The organism is Arthrobacter sp. SAFR-023 (assembly GCF_051965295.1).
Lineage (GTDB): Bacteria > Actinomycetota > Actinomycetes > Actinomycetales > Micrococcaceae > Arthrobacter.
This window is the reverse complement of record NZ_JBQCMF010000005.1, coordinates 181,811-207,072: the sequence shown is the minus strand read 5'-3', so window position 1 is coordinate 207,072 and position 25,262 is coordinate 181,811. Positions and strand designations below refer to the sequence as shown.

20 protein-coding genes are annotated in these 25,262 nt (G+C 67.9%); 12 read left to right on the top strand and 8 right to left on the bottom strand.

The genetic code is table 11. The features are described from left to right. Positions 1-39: 39 nt before the first annotated feature. The 3 genes from ACTHQX_RS07825 to ACTHQX_RS07815 are packed head-to-tail and all read left to right on the top strand — an operon-like array spanning position 40 to position 3,040. The gene (locus ACTHQX_RS07825) at positions 40-1,173 is read left to right on the top strand and encodes an ABC transporter substrate-binding protein (protein WP_440156678.1); all 1,134 of its coding nucleotides are present in this window, start codon (positions 40-42) and stop codon (positions 1,171-1,173) included. Between the two features lie 57 nt (positions 1,174-1,230). After that, a complete protein-coding gene (locus ACTHQX_RS07820) occupies positions 1,231-1,956 on the top strand; it encodes an ABC transporter ATP-binding protein (RefSeq protein WP_440156463.1) in 726 nt (241 codons plus the stop codon). Beyond that, a complete protein-coding gene (locus ACTHQX_RS07815) occupies positions 1,946-3,040 on the top strand; it encodes an ABC transporter permease (RefSeq protein WP_440156465.1) in 1,095 nt (364 codons plus the stop codon). The genes ACTHQX_RS07820 and ACTHQX_RS07815 overlap by 11 nt, the downstream gene beginning before the upstream one ends. 85 nt (positions 3,041-3,125) lie before the next feature. Here ACTHQX_RS07815 and ACTHQX_RS07810 read toward each other — a convergent pair whose 3' ends face one another. Beyond that, positions 3,126-5,228: a hypothetical protein gene (locus ACTHQX_RS07810; RefSeq protein WP_440156467.1), complete on the bottom strand. Its 2,103-nt coding sequence runs from the start codon at positions 5,226-5,228 to the stop codon at positions 3,126-3,128. Positions 5,229-5,485: 257 nt separating this feature from the next. On the opposite strand from ACTHQX_RS07810, the gene cobA reads away from it, so the two are divergent. Beyond that, positions 5,486-6,757, top strand: a complete 1,272-nt coding sequence (cobA, locus tag ACTHQX_RS07805) for a uroporphyrinogen-III C-methyltransferase (RefSeq protein ID WP_440156468.1) — start codon at positions 5,486-5,488, stop codon at positions 6,755-6,757. A gap of 101 nt (positions 6,758-6,858) precedes the next feature. Continuing rightward, entirely contained in the window at positions 6,859-8,325 is a 1,467-nt protein-coding gene (locus ACTHQX_RS07800; protein ID WP_440156470.1) for an FAD-dependent oxidoreductase, read from the top strand. A 106-nt stretch (positions 8,326-8,431) separates the two neighbouring features. Here ACTHQX_RS07800 and ACTHQX_RS07795 read toward each other — a convergent pair whose 3' ends face one another. From ACTHQX_RS07795 to ACTHQX_RS07785, 3 genes are all read right to left on the bottom strand, one after another. After that, positions 8,432-9,847, bottom strand: a complete 1,416-nt coding sequence (locus tag ACTHQX_RS07795; protein ID WP_440156471.1) for an SRPBCC family protein — start codon at positions 9,845-9,847, stop codon at positions 8,432-8,434. Between the two features lie 34 nt (positions 9,848-9,881). Beyond that, complete coding sequence (locus ACTHQX_RS07790; RefSeq protein WP_440156472.1) at positions 9,882-10,607, bottom strand: DUF1206 domain-containing protein; 726 nt, start codon at positions 10,605-10,607, stop codon at positions 9,882-9,884. Between the two features lie 179 nt (positions 10,608-10,786). Continuing rightward, positions 10,787-11,077, bottom strand: coding sequence for a hypothetical protein (locus tag ACTHQX_RS07785; protein ID WP_440156473.1), 291 nt, complete (start codon positions 11,075-11,077; stop codon positions 10,787-10,789). Between the two features lie 167 nt (positions 11,078-11,244). Here ACTHQX_RS07785 and ACTHQX_RS07780 point away from each other — a divergent pair, with 167 nt between their 5' ends. Further along, a complete protein-coding gene (locus ACTHQX_RS07780) occupies positions 11,245-11,778 on the top strand; it encodes a hypothetical protein (RefSeq protein WP_236804660.1) in 534 nt (177 codons plus the stop codon). A gap of 115 nt (positions 11,779-11,893) precedes the next feature. Here the strand turns inward: ACTHQX_RS07780 and ACTHQX_RS07775 are convergent, their stop codons facing one another. The 3 genes from ACTHQX_RS07775 to ACTHQX_RS07765 form a co-directional block, all read right to left on the bottom strand. Continuing rightward, positions 11,894-13,084 carry an AI-2E family transporter gene (locus tag ACTHQX_RS07775; protein WP_440156474.1) on the bottom strand — a complete coding sequence of 397 codons (1,191 nt, stop codon included), beginning with the start codon at positions 13,082-13,084 and terminating at the stop codon, positions 11,894-11,896. 82 nt (positions 13,085-13,166) lie between these two features. After that, the gene (locus tag ACTHQX_RS07770) at positions 13,167-13,847 is read right to left on the bottom strand and encodes a FadR/GntR family transcriptional regulator (RefSeq protein WP_440156475.1); all 681 of its coding nucleotides are present in this window, start codon (positions 13,845-13,847) and stop codon (positions 13,167-13,169) included. 6 nt (positions 13,848-13,853) lie between these two features. After that, a complete protein-coding gene (locus tag ACTHQX_RS07765; protein ID WP_440156476.1) occupies positions 13,854-15,122 on the bottom strand; it encodes an MFS transporter in 1,269 nt (422 codons plus the stop codon). Between the two features lie 142 nt (positions 15,123-15,264). Between ACTHQX_RS07765 and ACTHQX_RS07760 the strand changes: the two genes are divergently transcribed. The 4 genes from ACTHQX_RS07760 to ACTHQX_RS07745 are packed head-to-tail and all read left to right on the top strand — an operon-like array spanning position 15,265 to position 20,657. Further along, on the top strand, positions 15,265-16,947 hold the full coding sequence (locus ACTHQX_RS07760; RefSeq protein ID WP_440156477.1) for a CYTH and CHAD domain-containing protein: 1,683 nt from the start codon (positions 15,265-15,267) through the stop codon (positions 16,945-16,947). A gap of 9 nt (positions 16,948-16,956) precedes the next feature. Continuing rightward, entirely contained in the window at positions 16,957-19,659 is a 2,703-nt protein-coding gene (locus ACTHQX_RS07755) for a PEP/pyruvate-binding domain-containing protein (protein ID WP_440156479.1), read from the top strand. A gap of 10 nt (positions 19,660-19,669) precedes the next feature. Next, positions 19,670-19,948 (top strand): YciI family protein, encoded by a 279-nt coding sequence (locus ACTHQX_RS07750; protein ID WP_440156480.1) that lies wholly within the window; start codon positions 19,670-19,672, stop codon positions 19,946-19,948. 34 nt (positions 19,949-19,982) lie between these two features. Continuing rightward, entirely contained in the window at positions 19,983-20,657 is a 675-nt protein-coding gene (locus ACTHQX_RS07745; RefSeq protein WP_440156481.1) for an alpha/beta fold hydrolase, read from the top strand. A 22-nt stretch (positions 20,658-20,679) separates the two neighbouring features. Here the strand turns inward: ACTHQX_RS07745 and ACTHQX_RS07740 are convergent, their stop codons facing one another. Beyond that, positions 20,680-22,116: a PucR family transcriptional regulator gene (locus tag ACTHQX_RS07740; RefSeq protein ID WP_236804652.1), complete on the bottom strand. Its 1,437-nt coding sequence runs from the start codon at positions 22,114-22,116 to the stop codon at positions 20,680-20,682. 142 nt (positions 22,117-22,258) lie between these two features. Between ACTHQX_RS07740 and ACTHQX_RS07735 the strand changes: the two genes are divergently transcribed. Next, positions 22,259-23,689: an aminobutyraldehyde dehydrogenase gene (locus ACTHQX_RS07735; RefSeq protein WP_236804651.1), complete on the top strand. Its 1,431-nt coding sequence runs from the start codon at positions 22,259-22,261 to the stop codon at positions 23,687-23,689. 31 nt (positions 23,690-23,720) lie between these two features. Then, entirely contained in the window at positions 23,721-25,076 is a 1,356-nt protein-coding gene (gabT, locus tag ACTHQX_RS07730) for a 4-aminobutyrate--2-oxoglutarate transaminase (RefSeq protein ID WP_236804650.1), read from the top strand. Positions 25,077-25,262 lie beyond the last annotated feature (186 nt).

The window sequence follows — 25,262 nt, the reverse complement described above, 5'->3', positions numbered from 1 at the left end:
AGTCCCTATGGTGAATCCATGAGTACTTCCAGGCCGGGCATGACCCGCATTGTGGCCGGCGAAAGCCAGACGCCCAAGCGCCGCCGCGCCCTGGAAGTCGCACTGGCCGTCGGCCTGGTCCTGCTGATCAGTGTTGGAGCGGTTGTTGCGTCGGCGGTGGCCCGGGATTCGAATGCCTCGGCGGCCACGGACGGGGCCGGAACCCCGGCGGCGGAGCTGAAGCTGGGCTACTTCGGAAACATCACCCACGCACCGGCGCTCGTCGGAGTGAAGCAAGGCCTCATTGCCAAGAACCTGGGCAGCACCAAGCTCAGCACCCAGGTGTTCAACGCCGGTCCGGCCGCCATCGAGGCGCTGAACGCCGGCGCGATCGACGCCACCTACATCGGTCCGAACCCGGCCATCAATTCCTTCGTCAAGAGCAAGGGCGAGTCCGTCAGCGTCATCGCCGGGGCGGCTTCCGGCGGCGCGCAGCTCGTGGTGAAGCCGGAGATCAGGTCCGCGGCCGACCTCAAGGGCAAGACCCTGGCCTCCCCGCAGCTGGGCGGCACCCAGGATGTGGCGCTCCGCGCCTGGCTGGGCAAGCAGGGTTACAAGACCACTCCCGACGGCGGCGGGGACGTTGCCATCAACCCCACCGAGAACGCCCAGACTTTGAAGCTGTTCCAGGACGGCAAGCTCGACGGCGCGTGGCTGCCCGAGCCGTGGGCGTCCCGTCTGGTGCTGCAGGCCGGGGCGAAGGTCCTGGTGGACGAGAAGGACCTGTGGGACGGGTCGCTGACCGGAAAGCCGGGCGAGTTCCCCACCACCATCCTGATCGTGAACAAGAAGTTCGCCGCCGAGCACCCGCAGACGGTCGAGGCCCTGCTCAAAGGCCATGTCGAAGCCGTGAAGTGGCTCCATGACACCCCGTCCGCCGAGAAGTCCGCCGTCGTCAACGCCGCCCTCAAACAGGACGCCGGCAAGGCACTGGCGCAGAATGTCATTGACCGCTCGCTGAAAAACATCGTCTTCACCGTGGACCCGCTGGCGGGAACCTACAAGAAGCTTCTGCAGGACGGTGTGGATGCCGGCACCACCAAGCAGGCCGACCTCAGCGGCCTCTTCGACCTCCGGGCGCTGAACGCAGTGTCCACGGAAATAACCTCGGCTGCAGGGCTGGGCCGGGACTAGCCCGCCCCGCATCTGCACCGCCGCATTTACTGCACCTCGAAAACAAAGGACGGGACCATGCCAGTCGTACTGGAGAACCTGGGCAAGCGCTTCGGCGAAGGCGCCCCGGTGCTGGACGACGTCAACGCCACCATCGGCAAGGGCGAGTTCGTCGCCCTCCTCGGTGCGTCCGGCTGTGGCAAGTCCACCCTGCTGAACATCATGGCGGGACTGGAGCTCCCGACGTCGGGCGCCCTGGAGGTGCCCAGCGACGGCGCCGCCTTCATGTTCCAGGACTCTGCCCTGTTCCCGTGGCTCACTGCCCGCGAGAACGTGGAGCTGGCGCTGAAGCTGCGCGGCGTGGGCAAGGCGGAGGGGCGCGTCAAGGCGGCCGAACTGCTGGAACTGGTCCACTTGGCCGAGGCCGCGGACCGGCGTCCGCACGAGCTGTCCGGCGGCATGCGCCAACGCGTGGCGCTGGCCCGCTCGCTCGCACAGGACCGCCAGCTGCTGCTCATGGATGAGCCGTTTGCGGCGCTGGACGCCATCACCCGCGACCTGCTGCACGACGAACTCGAGCGGATTTGGAAGGAAACCGGGCGCACCATCGTCTTTGTGACCCACAACGTCCGCGAGGCTGTCCGCCTGGGCCAGCGCGTCCTGCTGCTGTCGTCCCGCCCCGGCCGCGTGGTGCAGGAATGGGAAGTCACCGAAGAACACCGTACCGACGCCGGTCTTGCCGGGCAGCTGACCGGGGTCATCACCGCCCGGCTGCGAGAGGAGATCCGCCGCCATGCCAAGTAAGTTTCTTTCTGACTCCGCGCCGGATGCCGCCCCCGCCCCTTCGCGGGACGGCGATGCTGCAGGCAGCATTGCGTCCCGCTCCGACAGCGGCAACGGCCTTCCCAACGCTCGCGAGCTCGCGTCGGGTCCCTCGGGCGATGCCTCAGATGCCACTCCCTGGGCGGCATCCGGCGCTGTGTCCTCCACCGGTGAGAAAATCCACGCGGCGCTGACCCGGTCCTCCACCGGCTCGGCGGACCTGCGAGAACTCGAGTCCGGGCTGGACTCGCTGCAGTCGGATGCGGTTCGCAAGGCGCGCATCGAGTGGAGCCGGATCCTGCTGCCGGTCGCCGCGGTCGTGGTGTTGATCATCATCTGGCAGTTCTATGTCTCGCTGGGCCTCAAGCGCCGCGACCAGGTGCCCGGTCCCATGGATGTGCTGGAGCAGTTCGGCACGCTGTGGGCCGAGGGGTCGCTGCAGGAGGCCGTTTGGACATCGTTGCAGCGCGGGCTTCTGGGGTTCCTGATCAGCGTCGCGATCGCCACACCGGTCGGGCTGCTCCTGGCCCAGGTGGCGCCGCTGCGCAGGGCGTTCGGGCCGCTGATTTCCGGCCTGCAGGTTCTGCCGTCGGTGGCCTGGGTGCCGGCCGCCATCATCTGGTTCGGCCTCACCGACGCCACGGTGTACTTCGTGGTGTTCATGGGCGCCATCCCGTCCATCATCAACGGCCTGATCTCCGGTGTGGACCAGATCCCGCCGCAGTACCGCAGCGTGGGCACCGTCCTGGGCGCGTCGCGGCTGCAGATGGCAGTGCAGATCATCCTCCCCGCCGCACTTCCGGGCTACCTCAGCGGCCTGAAGCAGGGTTGGGCCTTCTCCTGGCGTTCGCTCATGGCCGCTGAGATCATCGCGGTGGGCGGCACCATCGGCTTCGGCCTAGGCTCCATGCTGAACCAGGGCCGCGACCTCGCCGACATGACCATCGTGATGTCCGCGATCCTCCTGATCCTGGCGGTCGGCATCCTGATCGAACTCCTGGTGTTCGCACCGATCGAAAAGCGCCTGCTCCAGCGCCGCGGCCTCCTGGCAGGCAGCACCCGCTAACCACCTCGGCACTGAACCAGAAAGCCCGACGGCGATACTCGCCGTCGGGCTTTCTGCTGTCCTATGAGTCAGCGGCGGGTCACTGTCACTCCCGAATCAACGTGCCGCAGCCGCGGACTTCGAAACCCTTGGCCCAGGACGGAACGGTCGCGATAACCGAGGCTGAACCGAAGTAGTTGTCGTAGATGTCGTCAAGGGTTCCGCCGAAGCCCGTCAGCAGCGCCATGTAGCAGGAACTGCCGGATCCGTATCCGTCATAGTCGCCCGGCAGTATGTCGATGCCTACCCGGTAGATTCCGTCTTTGGTGATGCTCGTTGCCCGTGCCCCCGTGGAAGGGACCGTCGTCCAGGCGCCACAACCACTTGACCGGAACCCGACGTCCCCGGGAAGGATTTGAACGTATGTCCGGGCGGAGCCAAAGTAGTTGGCCTTGATCTGGCTGAAGCTGCCGGAGAAGCCGCTGAGCCGTTCCCAATAGCAGCCGTTGCCTGTTCCAGTCGCCTTGTACAGCCCCGGCTTGATCTGGGTCCCGACCCGGTACGTGCCGTCGCCGCGGAGCACTGTCACAGCCCATACCGGGAGTCTCACGGCGGCACTGCCAACTGCCCGTGTCTCGTAGTAGGTCCTGCTTACCCAGACCCGCACGGAGAGCGACTTGCCATTGTCGGCGGCGTTGAGGCGGTACGTGCGGTAGCGCGCGCCCGAGATCGTGGCGCCATTGCGGTACCACTGGTATGCGTAGGCCGACGGCGCGGGGGAGTAGGTGCCAACGTTGGCGGTCAGGGTGGAGCCCAGCGACGTTCCGCCGGTGACCCTGGGCGCCGTCCTCAGGGTGATAAGTGCCTTGCCAGCTGTGCGGGTTGCCGTGGTGACCGACCGTGTTGCATAGCCGGGCTTGGAGACCGTGACCTTCACGTTCACCCGTGCACCGATGTAGCTGGTGTTGAGGTAGAGGGCATACCCGGTGCCGCCCCTGACTGCCACGCCGTTCCGGTACCACTGGTAGCGGATGGTGGTGCCGGCAGGCCAACCCTGGGATACCTTCACAGTCTGGCCGTACCGGTGGGTTCCCACTACGCTCAGGGACTTGGTTGCAACAATCGTCCCGGCTGCAATAGTGCGCGCGGCGGAGACCTTGTCCAGCGTTACGAAGCCGGCTTTGGTTGCCCGGACCCGCACTTTGACGGCCTTCCCGTAGTCGGCCGCTGTGGTGGTGTAAGTGCGGGCGACCGCGCCGGTGATGGCGGCCGTTCCGCGGTACCACTGGTAGGACAGCACCGCGCCGCCGGGAGCCCACGTGCCGGCGTTGGCCGTCTGCACCTGGCCCACGCGGGCGGTTCCGCTGACGGTGGGCACCGGTGCGGTTATGAAGGTCGCAGTGACACCGGTGACCTGACCGGAGGAGAGCTCCACCGAGGTGAAGCCCGGGGCGGACAGGGTCATCTTCGCCCACAGCTTCTCCCCAACATCGGCGGCTGTGACTGTGTAGCGCGGGGAGGTAGCCGACTCGATAGCCAAGGTGCCGCGGAACCACTGGTAGGTCACGGCACCGTCGGCGGCTGAGTTGTCCCACTGGGGGGCGCTCAACGACAGATCCTGTCCGACGGCCGGCCTGCCGGTCACGAGGGTGCTCCAGGCAACGCCCGTGAAGGCGGCCGTGCGCACTGTGACGGCCGCTGCTGATGCTTCGGTTCCGGGAGCTGTGGCCTCCGACGACGCCAGAACCGTGAGCTGGACGCTCTTGCCGGCCATCGCCGGGACGAGGTGCAGGACATCCGCTTCGCCAACCGGATGACCGGCGGTCTGGACGGGAACGCCGTCGATGATCCAGCTGTACTGGATCCAGCCTGCATCCCCGCTCCACTGACCTCCTGTGGAGGAAAGGGTGCCGCCGACGACGGGGTCCCCCTCAATAACAGGAATGCTGAGGTTTTCAGGAGCGGCCGGCGTCACTTCCGTGGGCAGCGGTTCCGCCGGTGTTACCTCGACCGGCACGGTTTCCGCCGGTGTTACCTCGGCCGCCGGAACTGTTTCTTCCGGCACGGAATCGGCCGGGGCCGAATCAACCGGAGCCGGTGCGGGCTCCGTGACTGCGCCTGTTTCCATCGGCAGCGCCTGTGCTGCCGGAGCCATCAGAAGTCCGGCAAGCAGCGCGATGCTGCCGGCTGTGGCAATGCTCCTGGTCAAAAGACCAGGGCGCGTCCGCGAACGGACGTTTTCATGCAGAGACAACGAGTCCCCTTCCCCCATGTTGAGACCGACTTGAGACCGATCGGAGATCCCGATCCCAGTTATTGTAGGGCCGGTCACAGACATTTCCGTTCCGGTAGTCCGGCGACGGCGGCACGCTAACAACCTGTTCCAATGTGACGCAGCATTACCTTGCGTGAACTGGTGTTTCCGCGCCGTTGGCCGGGCCCGTAACACAGCCCTACCGTTGATCCATGGCAATTCAGGACATTTACCCCACCGCGCTGCGCCTCCTCGGCCGCCCCGTGCTGGTGGTGGGCGGCGGACGCGTTGCTGCGCGCCGCGCGAAGGGCCTGCTCGACGCCGGTGCCCGCGTCACCGTGGTTGCCCCCGAAGTCACCCCCGCGCTCCGCGAACTCACCGACGCGGGCCTTCTCACCTGGGAGCCGCGCATCTACCGCTCGGACGACGTCGACGGCGTCTGGTTCGTTCAGACCGCCACCGGCGATCCCGCCGTCGACACCCGCGTGGCAGCCGACGCCGAGGCGCAGCGCGTCTGGTGCGTCAACGCCTCCGACCACGAATCCTCAGCCGCCTGGACGCCCGCCGTCGCCGAAGTGGACGACGTCAAGATCGCCGTCAACGCCGGGGGAGACCCGCGCCGCGCCATGGCGCTCCGGGACGCCGTCGCCACCGCTTTGGAATCCGGCGACCTGCCGCTGCGCCGCCGGCGTGCCCACCGCGGATCCGTCGCCCTCGTCGGCGGAGGCCCCGGCGACACCGGCCTCATCACCGTCCGCGGCCGCCGGCTGCTCGGTCAGGCCGACGTCGTCGTCGCCGACCGCCTCGGCCCGCGTGAACTGCTCAACGAACTTGCCCCGGACGTGCGCGTTATCGAGGTCGGCAAGACCCCCGGCCACCACCCCGTGCCGCAGGCCGAGATCAACCGCATCCTCGTCGACGAGGCCCTCCAAGGCCACCGCGTGGTGCGCCTCAAGGGCGGCGACCCGTACGTCCTGGGCCGCGGCGGCGAGGAAGCAGAATTCTGCCGCCGGCACGGCGTCGAAGTCGAAGTGGTTTCCGGTGTGACCTCCGCGATCTCCGTACCCGCCGCCGCCGGCATCCCCGTCACACACCGCGGCCTGGCGAAGGGCTTCAGCGTTGTCACAGGCCACGAGGAACTGTCAGAGGTCCCGGCCCGCCCCGACCACACGGTCGTCCTGCTCATGGGCGTCGGCCAGCTGCGCGAATCAGCGTCCGCTCTCGGCAAAGCCGGCCTGCCCGGTGACACACCAGTTGGTATTGTTGAAAACGGCTACCTGCCGGACCAGCGCGTCACCATCGGCACCCTCGGCACCATCGCCGACCAGGCCGAGGCCGCCGGCGTCGCCAATCCTGCAGTGATCGTCATCGGTGACGTTGTCCGCGTCAGCCCCTTCGCGCCGTCGCCCTTCAAAACCGCTGACTACAGCACCACCAGCCCCAACAAGCCCCGCACCAGCACCACCCGCGTTCTCACCCCCTAGCCCCCGAATCCCAACTAGCTGGCAGTTGTTGTCGTTATGAGCCCTCAAAACGACAACAAGTGCGAGCTAGTTGGGTGGGACCGAAGAAAAGGAACACAGCCGTGTCAACCAGCACCCCCGTAGGAACCGCCGCCCGCCCGTTGCGCGTGGCCGTCATCGGATCCGGCCCGGCCGGCGTCTACGCAGCGGACATCCTCACAAAGAGCGAGGCCGTCAAGAGCGGCGAGCTGACCGTGAGCATCGACCTCTTTGACCGCTACCCGGCACCCTACGGCCTGATCCGCTACGGTGTGGCCCCGGATCACCCGCGCATCAAGGGCATCGTCAACGCCCTGCACAAGGTCCTGGACCGCGGTGACATCCGCTTCTTCGGCAACGTGGACTACGGCACGGACCTTTCGATTGAGGACCTGAAGGCGCACTACGACGCCGTCATCTTCGCCACCGGCGCCATCAAGGACGCCGACCTGAACATCCCCGGCATCGAACTCGAGGGCTCCTTCGGCGGCGCCGACTTCGTGTCCTGGTACGACGGCCACCCTGACGTGTCCCGCGAATGGCCGCTGGACGCCAAGGAAATCGCCGTGATCGGCAACGGCAACGTGGCCCTCGACGTGGCCCGTGTCCTGTCCAAGCACGCCGACGACCTGCTGGTCTCCGAAATCCCGGACAACGTCTACGCCGGCCTGAAGGCATCGCCGGTCACGGACGTCCACGTCTTCGGCCGCCGCGGCCCGGCCCAGGTCAAGTTCACCCCGCTGGAGCTGCGCGAGCTGTCCCACTCCAAGGACGTGGACATCATCCTGTACCCGGAGGACTTCGAGTTCGACGAGGAATCAGACCGCCAGATCCAGAGCAACAACCAGATCAAGACCATGGTTGGAACGCTCACCAACTGGATCGCCGAGCAGCCCGAGGACCTCTCCGAGCTCAAGGCCTCCCGCCGCCTGCACCTGCACTTCCTGCACAGCCCGGTGGAAATTTACGACGACGCCGAGAACCCCGGGCGCGTCAGCGGCATGAAGTTTGAACGCACCGAACTCGACGGCACGGGCAACGCCCGCGGCACCGGCGAATTTGTCGATTACCCGGTCCAGGCTGTCTACCGGGCCATCGGCTACTTCGGTTCCGCGCTGCCGGAGATCGAGTTCGACCACACGAAGGGTGTTGTCCCGAACGCCGGCGGCCGCGTCCTGGACGCCTCCGGCGAGCACGTCCCGGGCATCTACGCCACCGGCTGGATCAAGCGCGGACCGGTCGGCCTGATCGGCCACACCAAGGGTGATGCCCTCGAGACCGTGACCTTCCTGCTGGAAGACCGCGAGAACCTGCCGGTTGCCGAGGCACCCGCTGCCAGCGCCGTCGTCGACCTGCTCGAAAGCCGCGGCGTGGAATACACCACCTGGGAAGGCTGGCTGGCCCTGGACGCGCACGAGCTCGCCCTGGGCGCCGAGGCCACCGCGGCCGGCGGCTCGCACGGTGTTGAGGTTGTGCGTGAGCGCATCAAGGTGGTGCCGCGCGAGGACATGGTCTCCATCTCCCGCGACGGTATTGCCGCCAGCGTCTAAAACCTAAAACAACGCGGGGTCACTTAGCGCCCATTCCCTACGGAATATTGGGCGCCAAGTGACCCCGCGTTGGTTTAATTCGCGTTGGTTTAAGCGCGCGTTGTATTTAACTCCCCGCGCCGCCGGCGGCCATGAGCTCCAGCCGGTTCAGGGTTTCGCGGTTGCGGACGGTGATGACCGGATCCCGCAGCGCCTTGGGAACGGCCAGGCCCGGGCCGCGGACCGCGTCCTCGATGATCGTCACCCGGCACTGCTCGCCGAGGTCCTCGAGGGTAATGACCACCTTGGCCTCGCCAACGGGCCAGCCGCGGGCGATCAGCTCCAGCCGCCGCTCCGGTTCCACCGCCGTCACCTTCGTTGAGTCGTTGATGAGCAGCGGCCAGGCGCCCACCGAGTGGTGGAGCAGTGCGCCAACCTCCGGCCAGCGGGCATCCACGTCCCGAATTCTCGAGGCACCGACCACCCAGCCGGAATAGAGCCAGCCGTCCGCTATCACTTTCCAGACTGCTGATGCCGGTGAATTGAAGACCTGCGTGACGGTTGACATGGTGTTCCTTTCGTCGGCCGAAGCCCGACGCCGGGTGGCGGCGTTCGCGTTTGCAGCTGTGAGTCCGGTGGGGTCCGGCGCGCCGATGATGCGCGCGGCGGGGCGCCGGGCGGCACGGTAGGAGCGCTCCCGGAGCCGGCGCGTCCAGGCATACGTTCCGGCGCCGGGGAGCGGGTGCTTCAGCGGATCGAAGCGGATGACGGTGTCTCCGCTAGCTCTGTCCCCGCCGCCTGTGCCAGCACGGTCGGTGTCCGCGCTGTCCGTGTGCCCGGCGTCGGGAACGGCGGCCCGCAGGTGCAGCACGCCGGCCTGCACCCACCGGCCGGCCGGGGTGGTATATGACAGGGCCAGGGTCCAGTCACCCGTGGCCAACGACTCCCTGAAGTTACCCCCAGTGTCCGCCCGGCCGGTCGCACGCCCGGGCAGGGACAGCGTGCGCAGCCCCAGAAGCACGGGACCGTTGGACCCCTTGTAGGGCATTAGCGTGGTGAATTTGGCGGTCCCGACATCCAGCTTGGGCACCAGCATAAACCGGCCCGGCAGGCCCCAGCCGGTCGAGGCGAACAGGACATCTCCGACGTCGGCACTGTCACCGAAGGCGTCAAGGTCACGGGCGCCGGAAACCCCGGGATCTCCGGATGCGCCCGAAGTCCGCAGCGCCAAACCCAGTATGTCCGGCAGGGCCTCGGGAAGGCCCACCGAGCGGGAGAAACGCCCGCGCACCTGGCGGGTCCCGGCGTCGTCGAGCCAGGCGACTCCGCTGGCCGCCGGAAGACCTGCCGCTGCCCGGCCCGCGGAGCCGGTGAGGGTCAGCTCCCCGACCAGGCTGATGCCCCGCGGATGAATGGGGCGTCCGGGACGGACTGCCTTCAGGCCCCGGAACACGGCAGCGAAACCGCGGCCGGCGAGGTCTGCCGCCCGGTTGGATGACCGATTGGGCGCTCCGCCCGGATCACCGCTGAACCGTCTACTCATGCGTCGTCCTCCCAAGGCTAGACCCTTCCCATCGCTACATCCTGCCGAACTTTGACCGGACCAGGGCGAAGATTCCGTAGCAAATGAAGCCTGCACCGATGGCAAACAGCAGGTAGGGCCCGTACGGATGGTCGCGCAAGGCCTTCAGGCTGCCGTCGAGGCCGGTGGATTCTTCGGGGGTGTGTTTGGCGGCTGCGATGGCGAAAAGCAGCCCGGCAAGGAACAGCGCGATGCCTTTTGCCACGTGTCCGGTCACACCCAGGGTGTCGATGAGTTTGCCCCGGCGGGTGCCGTCAAAGTGGAAGAGCTCCTCCTTGAAGCCGCGTCGGAAGCCCTTCGCCACGAAGTAGATGCCCACGCCGATGACGGTCAGGCCCAGGGCGCTGAGGATCACGCCGCCAAAGGGGTTGCTGAGGAGAGCCGCGCTCACGTCCCGTGTTGATTCGCCGGAGTCGCCGCGAAGCCCCACAGCGAAACCGCCGAAGCTGAGCCCCACGCTGCCATAAGCGATCGCGAGGAAGCCGGAGGAGATCAGCTTCCCGATCCGTTCCTTGCGCGGCAGATGGCGGGCCCGGAGAGTGGCCTCGCTCAGCTGCCAGAGGGAGAGCCCCCAGCACCCGATCAGGCACGCCCACATGACTGCCGGGCCCCAGGGATTGGCGGCCAGCTGTTCGATGGCGCCGGTGGGCTCGGCCTCCCCGGGATGACCGAAGGCCAGGGCAATCGCGATGGCGCCGAGAATGATGTGCAGCAGGGCCATCACAGCGAAGCCGGAACGCGCGACGACGTCGAGCGCCTTGGTGTTCGATGCAGCTTCCGCGGCGTCGGCCGCCTCGCTGATCGTCGAGTCGTTGTCCGTAGTGCCCTCCGGTAGCCGTTCCCGCTTAGCCGTCCCGCGTTTGTCCGGCGTTCAGCCGTGCTGCATTTGCCTTACGGCGTTCAGCCGTTCATTGGCCCTTCCGCGTGGATGCGCTCCGCGCCCTCACCCACGAGTTTCACGGTGCAGCGCACCACGAGGTCGTCGGGCGCCGTGTCGATGTCGACGAGAGCGTCACCGGCGCTGAGGACGGTGAATACTTCCGAGCCCGCCTGGACATCGAAGCCCTTGCTTTTGGCGGCCTGCGTCGCGTTCGCCAGCGCCTCGCCCTTCAGCCCGTCCACGTAAGCCTGGTCGTCCTCGCGTTCGGAGTCGCCGAATGCCCAGCCGAACAGTGTTCCTGTTGATCCCATGGCGTTGATTTTACGCACAGAACCATCGATATTACGGGCTATCGTAACGTTAGTAAGTGTGCTTACCATGTGGGGACCATGTCTTTGGTACGGCTGCCGGGCACCTGGACCCAGGGCCTGCCGCAGCCACTGTTCCGGATTGAACCTCTCGTATTAGGAAGGACATCATGGCTGGAAATCTCTTTGCACGGTCTGTTCATGACCTCACGGCAGCGGCCTGGTTTGGCGGCTCCCTGATGGGGGCGGTCGGCCTCAACGGAGCCACTGCAGAGGCGAAGGACCCCGCTGAGCGCACGCGCCTCTCGAGCCGCGGCTGGATGAAATGGGCCCCGGTCCAGACGGCCGCATTCGCAACCCACCTGCTGGCAGACCTGTTCATTGCGCTGGAAAACAAGGACAGGATCGCAAGCCAGGAGGGCGTGGCCCGGGACACCATCTACAAGACGGCCGTCACGGTGGCGGGGGCCGCGGTCACCCTGTATGCGGGTGTGCTGGGGAAGAAGGTGGACAAGCTGGCCGATGAGGGGGCCGAGGGTGCCACAGAGCCACGGCCCGGCTCTTCCGAGAAACTGCAGGCGGCGCAGAAGCAGCTGAAGGTGCTGCAGTGGACCATCCCCGCCTTCGCCGCCTCCGTCATCGTCCTTGGCGCCAAGCATGGCGAGATGCAGCGGCCCAAGAATGTGTTCAAGGGGCTGCGCTGACGGCGTCCGCTTCAGGCGACAACGGACTCTAAGTCAATAACGCACGACGGCGGCCGGGCACCCAACGTGCCCGGCCGCGGTCGTGCGCAGAGCACCTCCGCTGAAGAGGGTTGTCCTACGTAGGCTGGCTGTCCGCCGGCGGGAGGTCCGGGTTCATGTCCTGGAGGTGGGGGTCCTCGGCCGTCCACACCTGGATGATCGCCCACGCCACGGCCGCCAGCGGCACGGACAGGACGGCGCCGATGATGCCGGCCAGGATGGTGCCCGCTGTCAGGGCCATGAGGATGACGAGGGCGTGGAGCTGCAGGGACTTGCCCATGACGACCGGCTGCAGCAGGTCGCCTTCGAGCTGGTTGACGGCGATGACCACTGCCACCACCACCAGCGCCACCACCGGGCCGTTGGCGACGAGGGCCACCAGAGCTGCCAGGATGCCGGCCACGGTGGCTCCGACGAGCGGAACAAAGGCGCCGATGAAGACGATGATGGCGAGGGGAATGGCCAGCGGCACCTGCATGATGAGCAGCGCTGCGCCGATGGCCACGGTGTCCACCAGTGCCACAATGGCCGTGCCTCGGACGTAGCCGCCCAGAACCTCGAGGGTCCGCTTGCCCACACGCCGCAGCCTGGCTTCCCGGTCCCCGGAGAAGGGCCGCAGGAGGAAGTTCCAGATCTTCGCGCCGTCCTTGAGGAAGAAGAAGAGGATCACCACCATGAGGCTCGCGCCGGCCAGGAACTCCGTCACCACCGACAGGCCGGTGATGGCTCCTGACCGCACCTGGCTGCTCGTGGCGAACTGGACGGCGCCTTCCCGGGCCTGGTTCAGCTGCTCGCGGTCAATGGGGACCGGGCCGGAGAGGAGGAAGCTTTCGAGTTCGTCGAGCCCCCCGGAGGCCTGCTGGACCAGGTCGCCCCACTGGCTGCGGACGGAGAAGTAGATCACGGTGCCGACCCCGGCCAGCAGGATCAGCAGGGCCACAAAGGCCACGGCTGTGGCGGCCCCGCCGGGCAGTCCCCGGCGCCGCAGAAGGTTGACGAACGGCCCGATGGCGGCGGCAAGGATCAATGCGATCAGCACGGGAATGACCAGCAGCCGGACCTGCAGGAGTCCGTACACGGAGACGGCTGCCACGGCCAGGATCAGCAGGATCTGGGCGCACCGGATCCCCACCCTGCCGAGGCTGTCAGACCACAGCTCCCGGGGCGGTTTGTGGTCCGGCTGCCCGGGTGCCTTACGGCGCAGGAGCGGACCGGACGTGAGCTCTTGGGGTGGATCTTGCTCGGACAGTCGGGCTGTTCGGGCCATTGGAACTCCTACTCATCAGGGCAATCAGCCAACCGGCTTGATTAGTAAGCCTACTGATGTTCCCCGTGGGGGTGAAAGCCCCTTACTCCCGGAGCCACTCTGCGCAGGAATTGAGGTTCCGGTGCACGCTGGCCACGGCCGCCTCGCTGTCGTGTGCTTCGATGGCATCCACGAGCTCACCGTGGCCCGCCTGCGGCAGACCGTTGAAGCCGGGGCGCCGGTGCTGCTTCAGCAGGTCGGCGTGGAACACGTCGCCGAAGCTGACGTACAGCTCGTGCAGGAGGGGATTGCCGGAGGCCTGTGCCACCCGCTCGTGGAAGCCCCAGTCCGCGCGGGCCCAGCGCGCGAAGTCCTCGGCGCGCCAGGCCTCCTCGCCCTCTGTGAGCAGCACGCGCATGGCGGCGACGTCGTCGGCCGTTGCATGCCGGGCGGCAAGGCGCGCCGCTTGCGTGTCCAGCCCCACGCGGACCTCGAGGACGTGTTCGTCCGTGTGCTCCTTGTACAGCCGTCGCGCGGCCCCCGAGATTTCGCTGGTGGCACGGACATAGGTTCCGTCGCCGCGGCGGACTTCGAGCATCCCGCTGTGGGCCAGCGCCTTGACCGCCTCCCGGAGTGTCCCGCGGGACACGCCTAGTCCGGTCATGAGTTCGGTTTCGGACGGGATGCGCTGCTGCAGCGGCCACTCGCCCGTCTGGATCATTTCTCGGAGTTTGGCAGTGACTTCGTCCGCCAGCGGCTGGCGGTGCGACGTGCTCAGGGTCATGGCGTCCTATTCTTTCATTCCGGCAGCGCCGGTTCCGGCAGCGCCCGTGCCGGTGGCGCTCACTCCGGCAGCCCGCCGGCTGCTGAGCAGGTGGGCCACGACGATCTGCACCACGGCGATGACCAGCAGTAGCGCCAGCGGCAATGTCCAGCTGCCCGTCGCGCTGTGCAGCAGGCCCATGCCGAACGGCCCGACGGTGGCGAGGAGGTAGCCGGTGGACTGGGCCAGCGTGGACAGTGCCGTGGTCTCGGCGGTGCTCCGCCCGCTGCGGCTGATGATCACCATCACCAGGGGGAAGATGCCCAGCCCGAAGCCCAGCAGCACCGCCGGGATGACGGCCAGTGACACGGGAAGGAAGAGCAGCGCGGTGATGCCGGCCGTCATAGTGAGGGTGGCCAGGTAGACGGCGGGGCGGAGCATCCGCGGCCGGGATCCGATGGCGATCAGCACCATTCCGGCAGGGACCGAGACCAGCTGCATGACGCCGAACATGAGGGCGCTGTCCGCCGGGCTGAGGCCCATGGTGGTGAGCATGTACGGGAACCAGCTGAGCAGCGCGTAGGCCAGCAGCGCCTGCAGGGTGAAGATGCCGGTGAGCAGCCGCCCGGTCTTGGTCCGCAGCAGCGGCCACGGGGAGATGTGTCCGGCTGTTTTGCGGGCCGTGTTGCGGTGGGCGTGCAGCGTCACGGGCAGGAAGCCGAGGAATGCTGACAGGGCGAGGACCCCGATGGTGCCCAGCCCGGCCGACGGCGACCCCAGCGCCTGCGACAACGGAACCACGGCTACGGCCATGGCGGTGGCGCCGCTGGTCATGGTCACCGTGTAGACGCCCGTCATGAGCGAGGTGCGCGCGGCGAAGTGCTCCCGGATGAAGGACGGCATGGACACGTTGCAGACAGCAAGGCCGGACATCCCAACCACCGTGCCCGCCACCAGCATCCCGGTCGTTGGGATACCCCGGAGCAGCAGCCCGCCTGCCAGCATGCCGAGCGAGAGCAGGATGGCCTTCTCGACGCCCAGCTTCCCCGTCAGCCACGACGTCGCGGCACCGGCCACGGCGAAGCACAGCGTGGGAATGGAGGGGATGAGCGAGGCGACCAGCGGCCCGTAGCCCAGCACCTGCTGCAGATCGTGCAGCAGCGCCGAGGCGCCGGTGATGCCGGCTCTCAGGTTCAGGCCGATGAGGACCAGGGCGATAACGGCGGCGACGACGGCGGCACGCGGCTTGCTTGTATAACTGGCCGTGGTCGGGGGTGCTGAGGAAGTGGTCGCCATTCCTTAACGTTAGACGTTTGACGTTTGATGTCTAGAGTTTTGTGGGGAAACTCTCGCGGGCCGATCGGGCCCGGCATAGACTCAGGCCAGCAGGCGCATCACACGCAGCAAACCCGGCAAGGGGAAAGGACGCCGTCCGGCCATGACCGCCGAAGGCCTTGAAACGGAGAAGAAGTATGACGTCGACTCCGGCACGGAGCTGCCCGACCTCGCCGCCATCCCCGGTGTGGGCCGCGTGGGCGAGCCGCACGACACTGAACTGGAAGCCGTCTACTTCGACACGGAGGATCTGGTTCTCGCCTCCCGCCGCATCACGCTGCGGCGCAGGAACGGCGGAGCCGACGCCGGCTGGCATGTAAAGCTGCCACCGGAGCCCGCGGCTGGCCCCGGACCGGCATCGGAAGAGCTACCCGAAGCCCGCCGGGAGATCCACGCCCCGCTGGGCCAGGCCGACGTCGTTCCAGGGAAACTGCTGGCCCACCTGCACGCTTACCTCCGCGGATCGGATCCCGTGCCCGTGGCCCGCCTCAGCACGCGGCGCACCATACTTGCCCTGTACGGGGACGACGGCGTGCACCTCGCCGACTTTGCAGACGACACCGTGGTCGCCAAGCTTCTTCTGGGCGCGGACCAGAAACCGGCAGGTGAGTCCGCCGGCCGGGAGCAGCAGTGGCGCGAATGGGAACTTGAGCTGGTCCACGGCCAGCCGGGGGTGTTCAAGGCAGCCGCAGCGGTCTTGGCCGCGGCAGGTGCCCGGCCGTCCGCGCACCGGTCCAAGCTGCGGCGCGCATTGGGGGAGGCGACGCCGAAAGCTCAAGGCAAGGAACGTGAAGGGACTGCCGAAACTGACCGCACGGCGGCAGCCGAAGGCGGCGTAAAGCAGCCCGGCGGCAGGAAACCGGGCAAGAAGTGGCCGGCATCCGCCGTCGTCACCGCGTACCTGGACGGGCAGATCAGCGAAATCCTGGCCAACGACCCCCGGGTGCGGCTGGAGGAGCCGGACGCGGTCCATGCGATGCGCTCGGCCACGCGCCGCGTGCGGTCTGCCCTGGCGGCTTACCGGAAGCTCTACGGCAGGGCAGCGGTGGGCAGGCTGCGCGACGAGCTCAAGTGGCTGGGCCGGATCCTCGGCACGCCGCGTGACGCTGAAGTCATGCTGGACCGGCTGCGGACCCATGCGGAGAAGCTCCCGCCGGGGGAAGCGGCAGACGACGTGAAGCGGCGCATCGAGCGGGAACTGGTCACCAGGTTGGAGGCCGGTTACCGCAAGACGCAGGAGGTGCTCCTGACCGACCGTTACTTCCGCCTCCTCGACGACCTCGAAGACTTCCGTGACCACCCGCCCGTACGCCCGGCTGCTGCAGCACCTGCACGCAAGGCCGCCCGCAAGCTGGTGGGCAAGTCGGCAAAACGGCTGCGCCGCGCCCACAAGGCGGCCCTGCGGATCAACGCGGACGCCGGCGAAAAGCCCGGAATGGAGCTCAAAGACGCTACCGGGCACGAAACCGCGCTGCACCAGGTGCGGAAGGACGCCAAACGGCTGCGGCACGCCGCCGAGACCGTCGACCCCGTCTTCGGCAAGCGCGCGGCGAAGCTCGCCAAAGTGGCGCACAAACAGCAGAAGATCCTTGGCGACCACCACGACAGCGTGATGGCGCGGATCTTCCTGGGAAAGCTCGCCGGCGGCCCGGACCTGCCGGAGCCCGTGGTGGCGGCCTACGGCTCGCTGCTGAAGCGGGAGCAGAAGAGCGCGGCCAAGGCCGAAGCCAAGTACCGCAAGGCGCACCGGAAGTCCCGGAAGCTGGTCCGGCGCGGAGTGGGATAGCGGCGGCCGGTGGCTGAGCGGGCAGAACGGCGCGCACCACGCCCGGTGGGGACTGTCATCAGCCTGGCCGGCGTGGACGCGCACATGGTGCCTGAGGTGGGCGGCAAGGCCGCCAACCTCGGTGTCCTTCTGGCCGCCGGAATGCCGGTCCCGCACGGCTTCTGCGTCACCACCGCGGCCTATGGGCGGGCGGCGGCCGCGGCAGGAGTGCAACCTTCCGAGCCGGCGGAGCAGACACGCGGGAGGCTGGAGTCCGCTCCCATACCCGGGGACCTTGCCGAAGACATCCTTGCCGCCTACGCCGGCCTGGGGGAGGACATCCCGGTGGCCGTCCGCTCCTCCGCCACCGCCGAGGATCTTCCCGAAGCGAGCTTCGCCGGCCAGCTGGACACGTACCTCAACGTCGTCGGCCCCGACTCGCTGCTGGACGCGGTCCGCCGCTGCTGGGCCTCCCTGTGGACGGACCGGGCGGTGGCCTACCGGGCAGACCACGGGATCGGCCAGCACCCGATCAGCATTGCCGTCGTTGTCCAGGAAATGGTGGACGCCGACGTGGCCGGCGTGATGTTCACGGCGAACCCGCTGACCGGCCGGAGGAGGGAAACGGTCATCGACGCTGCGCCCGGACTCGGCGAGGCCCTGGTCAGCGGGGCTGTGAACCCGGACCAGTTCACGGTTGACGCGGCCACCGGAGCGATTCTTCAGCGGAGCCTGGGTGACAAACGGGCCGAAATCCGGCCCGTGCCGGGCGGCGGGACACGGCAGCTGCGCCGGCAGGACGGTGCACGGCAGGACGGACAGCAGGACGGACAGCAGGCGTGCCTGACGGATGAGCAGGTCCGCTCGCTGGCCAGGGCAGGGGGCCGTGTGGAAGAACTCTACGGCGAGCCGCAGGACGTGGAGTGGGCCATCGCGGCGGATGGCGGGATCCGGGTGGTGCAATCCCGTCCGATCACTACGCTGTTTCCCCTGCCCGAGCCTGACATCCGCGACGGCGGCACCCGCGCCTACCTGTGCGCCAGCCTGCTGCAGGGGCTGACCCGGCCGCTGACGCCCATGGGCTTGGCATCCTTCACCCTGATGAGCGACAGCTCCCGGTCGGCAGGCAACGGACCGGCGGCTTACCGTTCCGCCCAGATCGGGATGCGCATGTATGTGGATGTCACTCCCCTGCTGCGGAGCAAGGGCGGGAGGCGCGGCCTGCTGCGGGCCATGAAAGTGGCCGATGCCAGGTCAGTGGATGTGCTGGCCTATTTGGCGGCCGACCCCCGCTTCGCCCTCACCAAGGCATCCAAGCTGGCGTCGCTGAAGGCGGGGCTCGGGGCCTCGCCGCCCTTTGGCCTGGTTGGGCAGGTCCTGCGAGCGATGGTCAATCCCGCCGCCGCGCTGGAGCGGGTCAGGGAAGCGGACCATGAGCTGGACCGGATGCTGGTGTTGCCGGAGCCGGTCGCCGGCGCCCAGCGGCTGGATTTCGTGGAACGCCTCCTCACCAAGGAGATCACCCCCGCCGTGATGCGGGTACTGCCGCCTGCCGCCGCCGGGTATGTCTGGCTGGGACTGGCCCGGCTGCTGCTGGGCCGGCTTGCGCAGGCCGGCGAGCTGCAGGCCGTGCTGCGGGGCTTGCCGCACAACGTGACCACAGAGATGGATCTGGAGCTCTGGCGGACCGCCACCCTAATCCGGGAGGACCCGGAGTCGGTCCGCACGCTGACCGGGGAAGAACCCCAGATACTTGCCGGCCGCTACGCGGACGGGACGTTACCTGCCGCCTGCCAGGGCGGGCTGCGCGCCTTCCTCGCCAGGTACGGTCACCGCACCGTGGCAGAAATAGACCTCGGCGTTCCCCGCTGGAGTGAGAACCCCGCCCACCTCATCAACGCCCTGGCCAACTACCTGAGGCTGGCGGACCCGGAACTCGCACCGGACCGGGCATTCCGGCGGGCCGCAGACAACGCCGAAGCCAAGGCAGCCGAGCTGGCCGCACGAGCCGCCCGGTCCAGGGGCAGGCTGTTCGGCAGGATCGTTGCCCACAGCCTGCGGCGCGCACGGGAAACCGCCGGCATGCGCGAGTATCCCAAGTTCCGGCTCATCGTGGCGTTCGCCGTCCTCCGCCACCAGCTCCAGCTGGTGGGTGAGGAACTCGCGGACGCGGGCCGAGCCCAGGTACCGGACGACGTCTTCTTCCTGGACCTCACCGAAGCCCGCGTGGGTCTGCGCGGCGCTGACCTGCGCGGCCTCGCCGCCGAACGGCGCCGGAGCTACCAGCGCGAAATGCGGCGCCGGCACATCCCCCGCCTGCTGCTTTCGGACGGTACCGACGTTGAGACGGCCATGGCCGCGCAGTCCCGGGCGTCTTCGGCCGCAGAGCCTGGAGCTTTGGCCGGGGCGCCGGCGTCGGCCGGTACCGTGACAGGCAAAGCGAGGGTCATCCTGGACCCGGCCGGCGCCCACCTGGAGCCGGGTGAAATCCTCGTCGCACCGTCGACAGATCCGGGCTGGACGCCGCTGTTCATGACCGCCGGGGCGCTGGTCATGGAAATGGGCGGACCCATTTCGCACGGAGCTGTGGTGGCACGCGAATACGGGATTCCCGCCGTCGTCGGTGTCCCCGACGCAACCCTGCGGATTCGAACCGGGGACACCGTCACCGTGGACGGAGCGGCGGGGACGGTTGTGCTCGACCTCTCCGGTGTTTCCGGTGGCGGCCGGTAGGATGGCGTCCATGGAATTCGTCGTGCTGTACAGCCTGCGTGAGGGCGCCGACCGTTCACGCGTCATGGAAACGTTCCCCCGCCACAAGGCCTACTACGAGGAATTCCGCGCCGCCGGCGGCGGGCTCGTCGCTCTCGGCCCGTTCCAGGCCCCGGACCCGGCCGGCTCCTCCATGGGAATCTTCACATCGCGCGAGGACGCTGAACGCTTCATCGCCGACGACCCCTTCGTCACCGAGGGCCTTGCAGACCCGCGCATTCTCGACTGGGACGCCGTGCGTTTCGAGTAACGCCCGGCCCAGCGATCTAAGTCATGGAGGCCACGTGACCACCTTCGTTCTTGTCCCGGGCGCCGGAGGAGTGGGCTGGTACTGGCACCGGCTGGTGCCGGAGCTGGAACGGCTGGGGCACCAGGCCATTGCCGTGGATATCCGCGAGGACGACCCACGCTTGGGGCTGCCGGACTACGCCGACACCGTCGTCGCGGCGATTGGTGAACACCGCAACGTGGTTCTCGTGGGCCAGTCCCTGGGCGCCTTCACGGTCCCGGTTGCCGCTGCCCGGGTGCCGGTGGACCTCATCGTCCTGCTGAATCCGATGGTGCCTCTGCCGGGTGAGACACCCGGAGAGTGGTGGGAGGCCACCGATCAGCCACAGGCACTGGAAGTCAATGACAGGCTGAACGGGCGCAGGGGTGACTTTGATGAACGCGTGCACTTTCTGCACGACGTTCCCCCGGAGGTGATCGCCGCGGGCGCCGGCGAGCAACGAGGCCCGTCCGGGACGCCGTTCGGGCAGCCCTGCGAGATCGAACGCTGGCCTGACGTGCCCACCAGGGTCCTGGTTGGGCGCGATGACCGGTTCTTTCCCGTGGAGTTCCAGCGGCGGGTGGTCCGGACCCGGCTGGGCCTGGGAATTGACGAAATCCCCGGCGGACACCTGGTCGCCCTGAGCAACCCGGTTGAACTCGCACGCCGGCTGGACAACTACGCCCGCTGACCCCGCGGCCAAGGCACCCCGCTCAGCCGGCGTGCCGCGCCCCGAGCCTGGCAACCGCCAGGGCCAGCCACAGCTGGACCCGGTCCGCGGTGACGGAGGGGTCGTACCCGGTGAGTTCGGTGATCTGCGCCAGCCGGTAGCGGACCGTGTTGCGGTGGAGGGTGAGGGCCTCGGCGACGGCGGCAACGGAGCCGTTGCTGTTCAGGTAGCTCTCCAGCGTGGCCATCAGCTCGGCGCCATGGGCGGCATCGAAGCTCCGGAGCGGATCCAGCGACTCGTTGGCCATGTCCGCCAGCGGCACGTCCTCGCTCGCCAGGAGCAGGGAGGTCAGGCTGAGCCGCTCGGGTTCATTCACCGGCAGCCCGTGGCTGGCTGCGTCGCGCGCCTCGAAGTAGCTCCACCGCAGGCCGTTCGGCTTGGTGTAGGCGCCGCCGATCCCGATGGTGGCGTGGATCCCGGCCTCGGCAAGGTGGTCGCTGAGGCTCCTGGCCATGACCGTGGCGCCGCGTCCGTCGTCGGGCACCACGGTGACAAGATCCTTTCCGACGACGGCGGTCACCGCCGTCTCCAACGCCTGCGGCAGCGAGGAGCTGACCAGTTGCTTGTGGTGCGCCTCAGAGCCGGCCAGAATCACCACATTCTTGCGCGTGCTGTTGATGCCCGTCCCGGCGAGACGGCGCTGTGCCTCGCTGGGGTCCAGGGTCCCGTGGATCACGTCCTCGAGCACCTGCCCGCAGAGCGCCCGCTCGGCCTGGCGTTGCTTGACCATGTTGTTGAGCTCCACGCTGATGAGGTTCTGCGCGTAGCCGATGATGCCGGAATCCTCGAACGGCTGCTTCACCCACAGCGTGCAGGCATCGCGGCGTCCGGTGGGAATGGGGTACGTGGTCCAGGAGTCCGCGGACGGCGGCTCACTGGCGCTGTTGTACAGCTGGGCGGTGAACTGCGTCAGTGCGATCTCGGTGCGGAGCATGCCGCCTAGGTGGCGCAGGAGCTCAGCCAGCCCGCCGCCGGTGAGCAGCGCGCGGGCAAGGATCTGGTGCCCGGCGATGAGCCGCTCAAGCTTGGAGTAGTGGTCCGCCGACTGTGCGTCCGCCACCAGCTTGCTGATGGCAATAAACGGGGTGCCATACGGCACTTCGACCACGGGCAGTCCCCAGCGGTTCGCCTCGGCGACCAGCGCCGGGGGAACGGCGTCGTGCGAGAGCCCCACGCCGAACCCGATCCCGACGGCGCCGGCGCGCTGGACCTGGCGGACAAAGCGGCGCTGTTCGGGCGCGCTTTTCATCCGCAGCCCGGTGGTCAGCACCAGCTCGCCGCCGTTGAGGAAGCGCTGCGGGTCCTCCAGTTCGGTGACCGCCACCCAGCGGATGTCCTGGTGCGAGGTGGTCTCCGCGAGGCTGGATTTCTTGAGTCCCAGAGACTGCACGGCCAGCAGCGCCGCGAGGGAAATTGCCATGGATCAAGGGTAGCCGGAGGCTGGCCGATCGCACTAAAGCGCCGCTTCGACGGTGTGCAGGTGGCTATTCCCCCCGGTATCGGGCTGGAATAGGCTCGAGTCAGCCGCATCACACTATTCAGGACGAAAGAGGTTGTACACCGTGGTTCAAACCTTGCAGAACTTCATCAACGGAGAGTTCGTCACGCCTGCGGGCACGGGCCTGATCGACATCGTGAACCCCGTGACCGGCGACGTCGTGGCCAAGTCGCCCGTTTCCGTGGAGGCCGACGTCGACGCCGCCATGGCCGCCGCCAAGGACGCCTTCAAGTCCTGGAAGCACGTGACCCCCGGGCAGCGGCAGCTCATGCTGCTCAAGCTCGCCGACGCCATCGAGGCCAACAGCGACGAGCTCGTCGACGCGCAGCACCGCAACACCGGGCAGGTCCGTTCCCTGATCGCGTCAGAGGAAGTCGCCGCCGGCGCCGATCAGCTCCGCTTCTTCGCCGGCGCCGCTCGCATCCTCGAAGGCAAGTCCGCCGGCGAGTACTTTGAGGGCCACACCTCCTTCGTCCGCCGCGAGCCGATCGGCGTCGTGGCCCAGGTGGCGCCGTGGAACTACCCGTTCCTGATGGCCATCTGGAAGATCGGCCCCGCGCTCGCAGCCGGTAACACGGTGGTCCTGAAGCCGTCCGACACGACGCCCGAGTCCACCCTGGTCTTGGCGCGGCTGGCCGCGGACATCCTGCCCGCTGGCGTCCTGAACGTCATCCTCGGCACCGGGGAAACCGGCGCGCTGATGGTGGAGCACAAGGTCCCGGGCCTGGTGTCCATCACCGGATCCGTGCGTGCCGGCATCGCCGTCGCCTCGGGCGCCGCGAAGGGCCTCAAGCGCGCCCACCTGGAGCTCGGCGGCAAGGCCCCGGCCATTGTCTTCAAGGACGCCGACATCAAGAAGAGCGCCGCGGCCATCGCCGAGTTCGCGTTCTTCAACGCAGGCCAGGACTGCACGGCCATCACCCGTGTACTGGTGGAGGACTCAGTGCACGACGACGTCGTGGCCGCCATGGTGGAGCACACCAAGACCCTGCACACCGGCTCCCAGAACGACGAGGACAACTACTTCGGTCCGCTGAACAACGTCAACCACTTCAAGGCGGTCAGCTCCGTCGTCGATTCGCTGCCGGTGCACTGCCGGATCGAAACCGGCGGCCACCGCGCCGGCGAGAAGGGGTTCTTCTTCGAGCCCACCATCATCACCGGCGCCAAGCAGACGGACGACATCGTACAGAAGGAAACCTTCGGCCCGGTCATCACGGTCCAGAAGTTCAGCACGGAGGCCGAAGCCGTCGAACTGGCCAACGACGTCGAATACGCCCTGGCCTCCAGCGTCTGGACCAGCGACCACGGCACGGCCATGCGGCTCAGCCGCGATCTGGACTTCGGTGCGGTTTGGATCAACACGCACATTCTCCTCACCGCCGAAATGCCCCACGGCGGCTTCAAGCAGTCCGGTTACGGCAAGGACCTCTCCATGTACGGCGTCGAGGACTACACGCGGATCAAGCACGTCATGTCCGCCCTCGACGCCTGACCGGCCCTCATTCAGTAAAGAAAGAAACACGATGACCGCAACAGCATCAGAAATCACTTACCGCCTCGAGCAGAAGCGCCGCGTCCAGGCCGACTTCCCGGGCCCCAAGTCCGTGGCCCTGACCGAACGCCGCAAGGCAGTGGTCGCCGCCGGCGTCGCCTCCAGCGTTCCCGTTTACGTCGCAGACGCCGACGGCGGCATCATCCATGACGTCGATGGCAACTCCTTCATCGACCTCGGCTCGGGCATCGCGGTGACCAGCGTCGGCGCGTCCGATCCCGCCGTCGTCGGTGCCGTCAAGGAGGCCGTGGAGCACTTCACCCACACCTGCTTCATGGTCACCCCGTACGAGGGCTACGTCGCGGTTGCCGAGCAGCTGAACAAGCTCACCCCGGGCAGCCACGAGAAGCGCACCGTCCTCTTCAACTCCGGCGCCGAAGCCGTGGAAAACGCCATCAAGGTGGCGCGCCTGGCCACCGGCCGGGATGCCGTCGTCGCCTTTGACCACGCCTACCACGGCCGCACCAACCTGACCATGGCGCTGACCGCGAAGGCCATGCCGTACAAGACCAACTTCGGCCCGTTCGCGCCCGAGGTCTACCGCATGCCCATGAGCTACCCGTTCCGCGAGGAGAACCCGGAGATCACCGGTGCCGAGGCCGCCAAGCGCGCCATCACGGCGATCGAGAAGCAGATCGGCGGCGACCAGGTGGCCGCGATCATCATCGAGCCGATCCAGGGTGAGGGCGGCTTCATCGTCCCGGCCGAAGGCTTCCTGCCGGCTTTGTCCGCCTGGGCCAAGGAAAAGGGCATCGTCTTCATCGCCGACGAGGTCCAGTCCGGTTTCTGCCGCACCGGTGAATGGTTCGCGGTGGACCACGAGGGCATCGTTCCGGACATCATCACCATGGCCAAGGGCATTGCCGGCGGCATGCCGCTTTCCGCCATCACCGGCCGGGCCGACCTGCTCGACGCCGTCCACCCGGGCGGCCTCGGGGGCACCTACGGCGGCAACCCGGTGGCCTGCGCCGCCGCACTGGCCTCCATCGGCTCCATGCAGGAGTACGACCTCAACGCCCGCGCCAAGCACATCGAGGACCTGTCCTTCGGCAAGCTGCGCGAGCTCGCCGAAGAAGTTTCCGTGATCGGCGACATTCGTGGCCGCGGCGCCATGCTGGCCATCGAGCTGGTCCAGGCCGGTTCGAAGGAGCCCAACCCGGAGCTCACCAAGGCCGTTGCCGCCGCCTGCCTCAAGGAAGGCGTCATCATCCTGACCTGCGGAACCTACGGCAACGTCATCCGCCTGCTGCCGCCGCTGGTGATCAGCGACGAGCTGCTGCTGGACGGCCTGGAGGTCCTCGCCGCGGCCATCAAGGCCAACGCATAGTTCCCTCCTTCCTTTAGCGCGAACTGGCAGGTAATGCCCCCTAAGTCCTCGCAACAGGGCATTAGCTGCCAGTTCGCGCGCGGGGACGGACGACGACGGCGGGCCGGGTACCGAAAGGTGCCCGGCCCGCCGTCGTTCTCGCCGCCGTCGAACTCCCGTTGCGTTGCCGCCCACCGGCACGGGCGC

What these genes read in the sequence shown, in the direction of transcription:
- ACTHQX_RS07825 (WP_440156678.1), top strand. Translation starts at nt 40, where the DNA reads ATGACCCGCATTGTGGCCGGCGAAAGCCAGACGCCCAAGCGCCGCCGC.
- gabT (WP_236804650.1), top strand. Translation starts at nt 23,721, where the DNA reads ATGACCGCAACAGCATCAGAAATCACTTACCGCCTCGAGCAGAAGCGC.
- ACTHQX_RS07775 (WP_440156474.1), bottom strand. Translation starts at nt 13,084, where the DNA reads ATGGCCCGAACAGCCCGACTGTCCGAGCAAGATCCACCCCAAGAGCTC.
- ACTHQX_RS07820 (WP_440156463.1), top strand. Translation starts at nt 1,231, where the DNA reads ATGCCAGTCGTACTGGAGAACCTGGGCAAGCGCTTCGGCGAAGGCGCC.
- ACTHQX_RS07795 (WP_440156471.1), bottom strand. Translation starts at nt 9,847, where the DNA reads ATGAGTAGACGGTTCAGCGGTGATCCGGGCGGAGCGCCCAATCGGTCA.
- ACTHQX_RS07740 (WP_236804652.1), bottom strand. Translation starts at nt 22,116, where the DNA reads ATGGCAATTTCCCTCGCGGCGCTGCTGGCCGTGCAGTCTCTGGGACTC.
- ACTHQX_RS07815 (WP_440156465.1), top strand. Translation starts at nt 1,946, where the DNA reads ATGCCAAGTAAGTTTCTTTCTGACTCCGCGCCGGATGCCGCCCCCGCC.
- ACTHQX_RS07750 (WP_440156480.1), top strand. Translation starts at nt 19,670, where the DNA reads ATGGAATTCGTCGTGCTGTACAGCCTGCGTGAGGGCGCCGACCGTTCA.
- ACTHQX_RS07790 (WP_440156472.1), bottom strand. Translation starts at nt 10,607, where the DNA reads ATGGCCCTGCTGCACATCATTCTCGGCGCCATCGCGATTGCCCTGGCC.
- ACTHQX_RS07760 (WP_440156477.1), top strand. Translation starts at nt 15,265, where the DNA reads ATGACCGCCGAAGGCCTTGAAACGGAGAAGAAGTATGACGTCGACTCC.
- ACTHQX_RS07780 (WP_236804660.1), top strand. Translation starts at nt 11,245, where the DNA reads ATGGCTGGAAATCTCTTTGCACGGTCTGTTCATGACCTCACGGCAGCG.
- ACTHQX_RS07770 (WP_440156475.1), bottom strand. Translation starts at nt 13,847, where the DNA reads ATGACCCTGAGCACGTCGCACCGCCAGCCGCTGGCGGACGAAGTCACT.
- cobA (WP_440156468.1), top strand. Translation starts at nt 5,486, where the DNA reads ATGGCAATTCAGGACATTTACCCCACCGCGCTGCGCCTCCTCGGCCGC.
- ACTHQX_RS07785 (WP_440156473.1), bottom strand. Translation starts at nt 11,077, where the DNA reads ATGGGATCAACAGGAACACTGTTCGGCTGGGCATTCGGCGACTCCGAA.
- ACTHQX_RS07765 (WP_440156476.1), bottom strand. Translation starts at nt 15,122, where the DNA reads ATGGCGACCACTTCCTCAGCACCCCCGACCACGGCCAGTTATACAAGC.